The following is a 9,280-nucleotide window of genomic DNA, read 5'->3' as shown; positions in this document are numbered from 1 at the left end:
ACGGGATCCCGCCGAGTCGTGGTCACCCGCTTCGAGCGTCGGGCACCCTCGATCCCCGCAGCCCGCATCAGCCGCGCGGTCTGATCCCGCCCGATCCCGATGCCTGCCCGCACCGCGGTCTTCCACAGCTTCCGGACCCCGTAGACGCGGTAGTTCACCTCCCAGAGCTCCACCAGCCTGGGGATCAGCTCGTCATCGCGGACAGCCCGAGCCGAGGGGGCGCGGGACTTGGCGGCGTAGTAGGTGCTCGGAGCCACCTGCAACACAGTGCAGATGAGCTCGACCCCGAGCCTTCGACCCTCCACGACGTCGTCTTTGTTCCGGTCGACGAACGCGACTATCTCCGGTGTTGGCGGTCGAGCTCCGCCCCGAAGAAAGACGCGGCCCGCTTCAAGATCTCATTGGCCCGGCGAAGCTCACGGACCTCCTGCTCCAACTCCCTCACTCGCGCCGCCTCAGCGGTTCTCACCCCTGGGGAGACGCCGTCATCGACATCGGCCTGCTTCACCCAGCTCCGCACCGACTCGACCCCATAGCCGAGCTGCGACGCGACACGCTGCACCGTCCCCTGGGCCGTTCCCAACTCCGACCGCAGGGTCCGAACCATCCGCACCGCGGCGGCCTTCTCCTCCTCCGAGTACCGACGCGTCGTCGGCTTCCCCGGCACCTGTTCCTTCGGCATGACTCCATCCTCGTTTCCAAGACCAGGAGTCTCCAACAAACTCAGTGCGATTCAAAGCCGTCTGATCCCCTTTGAACAGAAGGCGGTCGGAGCCTTGGTGCGGGACCTGTTTAGGTTGGCACCGGATCTGTTGCGCTACCCGTTCGAGAGTGACGAGTGGAACCAGCGCCTCGGTGTTCCGCCCCAGGTCGAGATCGATTTCGGAGGTGAGGCTTGGGCCGCGGACATCGATGCCAATACGACGTCCAGTCCGGGACGCCGGGTTCCCGTAGGTAGGGACCTGGCGCCCGCGGAAGACTCACCGGTTTCGATGCCGAGAACTCGGCTATGAGCTACATCAAGTTCGGCTTCGACGAGATCGCGGAACGGGTCCCGCCGGAATTACGCACCGAAATTCGAGCGCAGCACGACAAGCGGCTGGCTGTGGCTGCGGACAGTGGCCCAAAACGGAGGCGGATCCTCACAAAGGTCGCTTCGGCGCTTGATGTGTTCCACCCTCCGACCATGGCCGGCGCATCGGTGGAGCTTGCGACGGGGAGGACCGCTCCCGAGCTTCTAAGGTCGACGATCAACCTGGTGTCATCGTCGGCCGCCCGCGGGTTCCCCATTCCGGAACAGGCGCCTGAACTGCGACTGGATCCGGCTGGCCTCGTCGTCGAAGCACGCCCGATGCCCCCCGGGATCGAGCACCACGTGGAGTTCGCGTTCTACCTCTTCCGAGATTGCGTACGAGTGGAGTCTCGGTGGTACGAGGAGGCGCCCACGATGCGCTTCTCCGTGCCCGCGACACCTGGGCAGTACAGCGCGACGTCGTTCATGCGGAAGCGCGGCGCAGAGAATCCTGTGTGGGTGGATCGGACCGCCTATGTCCTTATCGAAACGCTGCCAGAAGAGGCGGCAGAGGCACATGCCTCCGGCCCCGCACCTGCACCAGTACCCGCGCCTGAGCTCGCGGCGGAGGTTCCAACTCGCACTGCCAGCTGGGCGCGCCGAGCCGTGCGCGGTATGCGCCGGAGGCTGCCCCGGCTCGGCTAGCGTCCGCACCAGCCCTCAACCCGAGGTAGCCCCAGGGAGGCCTCCACTGCGGCTTCGACATCCGATTGGGAAATCCCCGCTAGGACCACTTCAGTCAGTCAATCCGCGCTTAGCAGCCGTCATTCACGCAGAGTTTCAGAGCCATTCCAGTGTCCTGCCGGGGGCATGCTCCGATGACCTGAGATGGCTATTCCGACGTGCTGAGATCACACAGTTGCAGTGAGCTTGCAGCGTGAGCCGCAGAAGTCTATGTAACTTTGTTGCGCTGAACCCTAGCGTGGCGGGACGGACGCAGGTATAAATGGTCAATCGGGTCTACATTGGGGGGCCCAGCGCGGAAGGCCCATCGGCGGGCCTCCTGTGAGCGACGGGTCAGAGCCCGCGATTGGGGGGTAGAACATGTCCAGATTCAGCATTCCTACAGTTGGTAGGAAAAGAACTTCACGCCGCTGGGCGGCTGCGATCGTCGCATGTGGATTTGCGCTTTCGACGGCGTTTATGTGGACGGAGCGCAGTCCTGAGGCGGTCGCTGCCACAGACGCGGATCCGTCCTTTGTCTTGAACCAGAATGATCTCGAATTCATTCTGCGCCAGGTGCAGATCTCGGAGGCTCATGCCGCAGACCTGCTCAACCCGTCGAGCTACGAACTCCTGTGCCCCGGGCAGGATGACGTGGCACAGAACTGTGTATCGGACATCGCACGCCCGCGCGGAGTGCGCACCGTCGATGGTTCCTATAACAACCTGACGGTGTCGCAAGACCGCTGGGGCTCCTCACAGGAGGTGTTCCCGCGTCTGCTGCCCGCAGAGTGGCGTCAGGCCGACGCCCAACCCACCGGCGAGGGATGGCCGCCCAACAGCGCGGGCGTTACCGACGCCTGTGAAACGGGCGTGACCTGTTATGAGCAGACGGACGGCTTCGTCTACGATGCCGAACCGCGCATGATCTCCAACCTGATCGTGGACCAGACCACCGGCAATCCGGCGATCGTCAACCAGGTGGAGAACGGCACCGCGGAGGTTATCCCGGGCACCGACCGTGTCATCACGCCCAACACAGCCCCGGACGAGGGTCTTTCGGCCCCGTTCAACTCGTTCCTCAGCTTCTTCGGCCAGTTCTTCGACCACGGCCTCGATCTGGTCTCCAAGGGCGGCAACGGCACCCTTGTCGTGCCACTGGCGGAGGACGACGACCTTTACTGTCTTCCCAGCGGAGTCAACAAGCTCGGTGACGAGTGCGACCCGCGGGTGAACTTCCTGGTCCTGACACGCGCGACGCGTCACGAGAACGGCACCGAGCACATCAACCTGACCACGCCGTTCATCGACCAGAACCAGACATACTCCTCCAACCCGTCCCACCAGGTCTTCCTGCGTGAGTACCAGCTGGTCGACGGCAGGCCGATGGCCACTGGACGGCTTCTGGAAGGCGTCAACGGAGGCATGGCGAAGTGGCGCGACCTGCAGGCGCAGGCAGCCAACATCCTCGGCATCCGCCTCACCGACGCACACGTGCTAGGCATCCCGCAGGTGCACGTCGACCCGTACGGCAACTTCATCCCGGGTAGCAACGGCTTCCCGCAATTGGTGACCGAATCCGGTCTGGTGCAGGGAACTACGGCAGGTGGCGGCCTCGCCATCCCGGCCAACTACGTCAACACCGGCCAGGCCTTCCTCGACGACATCGCGCACGGCGCCACTCCTGTCATTGACGCCGAAGGCAATCTGCAGCCGCGCTTCGACGAGAACGGTGACCCCGTCCTCGATGGGAACGGCGAGCCGGTGCTCACCGGCTACGACAACGCAGCCCTGGGCGAGCACTTCATGGCAGGCGATGGCCGCGTCAACGAGAACATCGGCCTGACGGCGGTCCACACCGTCTTCCACGCCGAGCACAACCGCTTGATGCGCCACATCGAGCAGGTCCTCAACGGCGAACGCCCCGAACTCCTCGCTCAGGACGCAGAACAGCGCGGCGGGATTGCGGAGTTCGCGAAGGCCTTCCGCGGCGAAGAGCACGCCTACGTGTCCCACAAGCCCGAAGAGAATCTCCCGCAGCCCCAGGCTGATGACTGGAGCTACGAGGAGCGGCTGTTCCAGGCGGCCAAGTTCGCAAACGAAATGCAGTACCAGCACCTCGTCTTCGAGGAGTTCGGACGCAAGATAGCTCCCACCATCGACGGTGTGGTCTTCAACGAGAACAGCTACGACGCCCGCCGCAGTCCCTCGATCAGCGCCGAGTTCGCTCACGTCGTGTATCGCTTCGGTCACTCGATGATGACCGAGGAGATCGGGCGTAAGCCCGTCAAGGGCGGCGACCAGACGCTGGCTGATGTGCCGCTGCTCGACGGCTTCCTCAATCCGGGGCTGTTCGACCACAACGGCACGTTGACCCCTGAGGAGGCCGCAGGTTCGCTGATCAACGGCATGACGGAGATTGCGGGCAGCCAGATCGACGAGCACGTCGTCGACACCCTGCGCAACAACCTGCTGGGTCTGCCCCTCGACCTTCCCACCATCAACCTGTTGCGGGGGCGCGACACCGGCGTGCCGCCGCTGCAGCGGGCTCGGCAGGTGTTCTTCGAGGACACCGGCGAGGCGGCCCTCGAGCCGTACTCCAGCTGGGAAGACTTCGGCCTCGGCATCAAGAACGGCAACAACTTCGGCCGCGGCGGCAGCAAGGCGTCGCTGGTCAACTTCGTGGCGGCCTACGGCACCCACGAGACCATCACCAGCCAGACCACCGTCGAGGGTCGCCGTGCAGCGGCAGCCCTACTGGTCAACGGCGCGCCGGCCGGTGCGGAGTTCATCGTCCGGCACGGTGGCGAGAACCGCTTCCAGACGGCGCAGGCGATCGCCCTGAACCACTTCACCGGGCCTGTTCCCGTCGTCTACATCACGGCTGGCTACAACTTCCCGGATGCGCTGGCAGGCGGCACCATCGCCGGTGCCAACAACAGCCCGATCCTGCTCGCGGGCACGGTCGACGGGGTTATCCCGATCCCGACGCTGCTGTCTCTCATTGAGCTCCAGCCGCAGCGCATCGTCGTCCTCGGCGGCACCGACCGCGTAGGCGCAGCCACGATGGCAGCCCTGGACGAAGTGTTCCCGACCGACCCTGCGGTGCAGCGCATCGCTGGTAGCAACCGCTTCCACACCGCTGAACTGCTCGCTCAGCAAGTCACTCCCGGTGGTCCGGTCTACATCGCCAACGGTTGGAAGTTCCCGGACGCGCTCAGCGGCTCTGCCGTTGCTGCGGCCACCGGTGACGCCCTGCTGCTGACCAACGAGACGAGCATCCCGGTTGAGACGCAGCGGGCACTCGAGAGGCTCAACCCCTCCAAGATCTACGTCCTAGGCTCCAACGGTACGGTCTCCGACGGCGTCGCATCGCAGCTCGCGGGCTACACCTCGGGTGATGTCGTCCGCCTCGGTGGCAACGACCGCTACGAGACGTCCGTGTTGATCAGCCAGGAACGTTACGGCGCAGGTGCGGATCGCATCTACGTGGCGATCGGTGATCGCTTCCCGGACGCCCTGACCGCATCTCCGGTGGCGGGCCTCAACGGCGCTCCGCTCCTGCTGGTGCCTGCCTCCGGCCTCACCCCGGTGATCCGTGCGGAGATCGAGCGGCTCAACCCCAGCCAGATCCACATCCTCGGCAGCCCCGGCGCGGTCACCGCCGAGACTGAGGCTCAGCTGGCTGAATACGCCCCTGTCCAAATCGAAGCTCCGGCAGACCGCCTGGACTTCATGAACAGCACCGGCCTCTACGAGTCCGTCGACGGCGAAACCGTCACGGGTCTCGAGAACGTTGACATGTGGGTCGGCGGCCTCGCGGAACGGCTCGACCCGTTCGGCGGCATGCTGGGCTCCACCTTCAACCACGTCTTCGAGCTGCAGCTCGAGGCGCTCCAGTTCGGCGATCGCTTCTACTACCTGTTCCGCAACGAAGGCGAGCAACTGTTCGCTGCCCTTGAGGGCAACACGTTCTCCGACCTGATCCAGCGCAACACGGATGCGTCGCATCTGCCGGCCGACATCTTCGCGCTGCAGGATCCGATCATCGACGTCACCGAGCTGGACCCGACGAATCCCGCCGGACTCCCCGCGGGGCTCCTGAGGGATACGGACGGTACCTGGCGTTGGAGCGGTGATGAGCACGTCGAGCTGCACGGTACGCCGGCGAACGACCTGCTGCGCGGTGACGAGGGCGACGACTCCATCTGGGGTTACGCGGGAGACGACCGCATCGAGGGTGGCGCGGGCGACGACGCGCTCGTCGGCGGTCCCGGCGATGACATCATCACCGACTCGTTCGGTAACGACAACATCAAGGGCATGCAGGGTAACGACTACCTGCACTCCGGGCCGGGGATCGATCTGGTGCTCGGCGGTCTGGGTGACGACTTCATGATCAACGGCCCAGGCGAAGGCAACGTGTTCTTCGCCGGTATGGGCGACGACATCGTCACCAGCTCCGGCGGCCGCTTCACGGGCGTCATCGGTGGCGAGCATGATGACTGGGTCGAGGGGGGCCCACACGCCGACCTCCTCCAGGGCGACAACGCCGACCAGTTCCAGAACGACACTCTGGGCGGCAACGACGTCGTGGCAGGCAGACTCGGCAACGACGACATCGAGGGTGAGGGCGGCCACGACGTCCTCATCGGCGCCGGTGTCGGCACCGACCGCCATCATGGCGGCAACGGCTTCGACTGGTTGACCTACTACGGCCAGACCACCGGAGTGACGTCGGACTGGGCCTTCAACAGGTTCTTCGAGCCGAACAACCCGCTGCCGTCCCGCTTCGACTTCCTGGAGGCGCTCTCGGGTGGTGCCGGCGACGACACTCTCAAGGGACCGCTGACGGAAGCCGACGACCTCGCCCCGAGCGAGATCGAGTTGTCGAAGATGACGCAGGAAGCCCTCGACCTGGTCGACGGTTTGGAGGAAATGCTCCGGCCCACGATCATGCACGATGGTCAGCCGTTGGCGCTGGGTGACTTCACCTTGCCGATGTGGCGCGATGCCCCTGAGATCGACATGGATGGCGTCCACAAGGTGGTCATCGGCGGCCCCGGCAGCGACGAGATCACCGGCCGGGGTGGCAACGACTACCTCGACGGCGACGCGATGCTGCGGGTTCGGCTGAAGGCGCCGGGTGCCAACGGCGGACCGGACCGGTACTTCGACACCGCGTTGCAGATGCAGGCGTTGGTGCGTTCGGGCGAGATCAACCCCGGCGACATCGACATCATCCGCGACATCGTCTACGACGACAGCACCGCCGTCGACACGGCCGTCTACGAAAACGCCTTCGCGGCATACACGATCTCCCCGATCGGGCCGCTGGGTTCGGGCTACTGGACGGTCACGCACACCCAGGTCGACGAGGGTGAAGAGAGCGATGGCACGGATGTGCTCCGTGGCTTCGAGCGCCTCCAGTTCGCCGACGGATGTGCCGAACTCGCCGAGGACGGCGTCACGTGGGAGTCCTGCCTGCCGACGGCAGAGGTCACCATGGACACCGACAGCCCCGTCGAGGGCCAGCCGGTCACCGCGCTGCTCTGGGAGGTCGGCGGCACCGAGCCGTTCGACACCAGCAACGTGACCAACCTCCGCTACACCTGGTGGGCGGGCGAAGGCGACACCCCGGACGCCATCGGTGAATGGGAAGCCATCGTCAACCCGCTGACTTCGACGTCCAACGTCTTCGTGCCCACCCAGGCCGAAGTCGGCCAATTCCTGATGGTGACGGCGTCTTACACCGACGCCGATGGCCTGTTCAGGACGGCGACGTCGGCGGTCTCGGCCAATCCGGTCGCGGACCTGAGCAGCCCGGGCACGCTGGCGCCGCTGGCGCATCCTGATCCGCTCGTCCTGCCGCAGACCCTGCTGGCTGGTGTCCCGAGCGATCCGGATGGGTTGGCGGAGGACCAGATCCTGCAGTACCAGTGGTCGTGGTCCGCCACCGATCCGTCGGACGAAGCCAACCCTCCTCAGTGGGTCGACTTCGACGTGACTGTGAGGTTGGATGCTGAAAACTCCAGCTTCGCGCTCAACTCGACTGATGCCGGTCGGTGGATCCGGGTCGCTGTGACATATCAGGATGGCGGTGGAGAGACCTCGACTGTCTATGCACACACGAGTGTGCCCCTGTCCGGTTCCCCCGAATAAACGGACCGACAGTTGAGGGGTCGTCCCGGGTGCGTCGCATGATGCACCCGGGACGACTGCGTTCGCCTGCGGTCGAGCTTGCCCGGCGCGATGCGCCGCCCGCAGCGGCACATGCCGCGACTGAGTAACCACCTCGGTCTGTGATCGGCGCGGCTGAGCCGAGGTGGGTACGCTGACAAGCATGAGCGACGGCGCTTGCAGACGGATCTCCGTCGAACCCGGGGAGTGCACATCCCCCAGCGTGGAGAGCTTCGACGGCGTCTGGCGGATCCGCTCCACGGAGGCCGTCCGCCAGATCCTCAGGGAGCGCGACGCCACCACGCAGGCCGGCTTCAACTCCGAATCCATCCCGGACGGAACCATGGCCGATCAACCCATCCTGTTCGTTGACGGGCAGCCGCACCGGCAGCAGCGCAGCAAGATCGCGCGCTTCTTCGCGCCCAAGACGGTGGCCACCCGCTATCGCGGGCTGATGGAATCGCGTGCAGACGCCCTGGTGGCCGAGATGGCAGCCAAGGGCGGGGCACGGCTCGACGACGTGTCGCTGCGCTATTCGACGGAGGTCGCGGCGAAGGTGATCGGGCTCACCGATTCACGTCGACGTGGGCTGGCGCGTCGTCTGGAGCGGTTGCTGGACCAGCCCGTCTACGACCCGGCCTCAGACCGAGCCGAGGGACCGGTCCGGGCCACGCTTCGGGCGCTGCGCGGGGCGGCGCCCATGGCCTGGTTCTACTTCTGGGACGTGCGCCCCGCCATCCGGGCCCGCAGGCGACAGCCGCAGGAAGACGTCATCAGCCACCTCATCGACGAGGGGTACGGCGCCCCGGCCATCCTCATCGAGTGCGTCACCTACGGCGCGGCGGGCATGGCCACCACCCGCGAGTTCATCTCGATGGCGGCCCTTCACCTGTTGCGCGACGACGCACTGCGCTCGCGCTACGTCGTGGCCCCCGACGACGAGCGCCACGCGATCCTCCACGAGATCCTGCGGCTGGAGCCGATCATCGGCCACCTGTACCGGAGGGCGGAGAAGGAGTTCACGTTCACGGACGCGGGCGCCACCCACACGGTGCGGGCGGGGCAACTCCTCGACCTGCACATCCGCCAGGCAAATGCAGACCCGGCCACCGTCGGTGACTCGCCGTTGGACCTCTGCCCCGGCCGGGAACTGCCCCGCGGCATCGGCCCCGAAGTGATGAGCTTCGGCGACGGGCCCCACAAATGCCCTGGCAACGCGTTGGCGATCCAGGAGTCCGACATTCTGCTGACGAGGCTTTTCGCGCACCCCGTCTCGTTGGTGGGCGAGCCGGCCCTCGGCTGGGACGAGGTCATCTCCGGCTACGCGCTACGCAACGTCAGGATCGCCGTCGGCTGAGGCCCGTC

3 protein-coding genes and 1 pseudogene are annotated in these 9,280 nt (G+C 65.8%); 3 read left to right on the top strand and 1 reads right to left on the bottom strand.

Annotated elements, in window-relative coordinates:
- Window positions 1-682, bottom strand: a pseudogene (locus H5393_RS09140) (IS3 family transposase); the annotation flags it as partial.
- Window positions 683-1,009: 327 nt separating this feature from the next.
- Between H5393_RS09140 and H5393_RS09135 the strand changes: the two are divergent.
- The 3 genes from H5393_RS09135 (at window position 1,010) to H5393_RS09125 (ending at window position 9,272) form a co-directional block, all read left to right on the top strand.
- A complete protein-coding gene (locus H5393_RS09135; protein WP_182766367.1) occupies window positions 1,010-1,717 on the top strand; it encodes a hypothetical protein in 708 nt (235 codons plus the stop codon).
- A gap of 594 nt (window positions 1,718-2,311) precedes the next feature.
- Window positions 2,312-7,897, top strand: a complete 5,586-nt coding sequence (locus tag H5393_RS09130; protein ID WP_182766366.1) for a peroxidase family protein — start codon at window positions 2,312-2,314, stop codon at window positions 7,895-7,897.
- A gap of 181 nt (window positions 7,898-8,078) precedes the next feature.
- Window positions 8,079-9,272 carry a cytochrome P450 gene (locus tag H5393_RS09125; RefSeq protein WP_182766365.1) on the top strand — a complete coding sequence of 398 codons (1,194 nt, stop codon included), beginning with the start codon at window positions 8,079-8,081 and terminating at the stop codon, window positions 9,270-9,272.
- Window positions 9,273-9,280: the final 8 nt, after the last annotated feature.

It is taken from the genome of Tessaracoccus sp. MC1756, assembly GCF_014164735.1.
Classification (GTDB): Bacteria; Actinomycetota; Actinomycetes; order Propionibacteriales; family Propionibacteriaceae; genus Arachnia.
Note: the sequence above shows the minus strand (reverse complement) of the source record. Positions and strands in the feature narration are given on the sequence as shown.